Source organism: Alkalibacterium iburiense (assembly GCF_039521845.1).
In the GTDB taxonomy this organism is placed as follows: Bacteria; Bacillota; Bacilli; order Lactobacillales; family Carnobacteriaceae_A; genus Alkalibacterium; species Alkalibacterium iburiense.
Genome location: NZ_BAAACW010000176.1, coordinates 1 through 656, shown reverse-complemented (window position 1 = coordinate 656; position 656 = coordinate 1). Strand labels below are relative to the sequence as shown.

Genomic DNA, 656 nt, shown 5'->3' with positions numbered 1-656 from the left:
CTTTAAGATAGTGCTCAAATTCAGAGATATCAAAAGTAGAAAACTCTTTATCTATCGTTCGAATGAGTTTCTCAACACAGGTGTAAAGCAATTCTAACTGAGATAGTCGTTTAGTATTAGAGGCAATCATGACACTATCCATGCGTTTTTGGGTATGATTGACATTAAAGTAAGTGATTAATTTATCAGTGAGTCCTTCCATCTCTTCTTGAATAAGATCTATCCCTGTTTCTATTTCATAGAGATAGCACGCACGTCTGAAACGGCTAAACGTTCGATCACTGACGGGCTGTTCTTCCCAACTTGTCGAATGCAAAGCATGCTGAAAACATATATCAGTGTGACAACGTAAGATTAAATCCTCGTCTTTAAGTCCTAACGTTTCTTTTAAAATGAGTGCTCCAAGAACGTAGTTAATAGGGGTGTTTGGACGGCCATTATCTTCATGGTACAAGACGTCAAAACGTGTTTCATTTATTGAAGGAAAAATAATCTGAGCGAAACTACCAGCCCAAGACTGTTCAATCATTTTTTGAGCACGTTCAGAAGTAAGAAGATAAGAATCTGTTAGTAAATTTGTTTGGGTCTGTTTATTTTCTCTGAACATTGTCACATCAACCTCCATTGGATTTTATTGTTACTACTATTATACCAAA

1 protein-coding gene is annotated in these 656 nt (G+C 36.1%); it reads right to left on the bottom strand.

What is annotated here, in order from left to right; genetic code table 11:
• On the bottom strand, nucleotides 1-607 hold a 607-nt coding region (locus ABDZ53_RS12830; RefSeq protein WP_343757145.1), incomplete at its 3' end, for a transposase.
• Nucleotides 608-656: the final 49 nt, after the last annotated feature.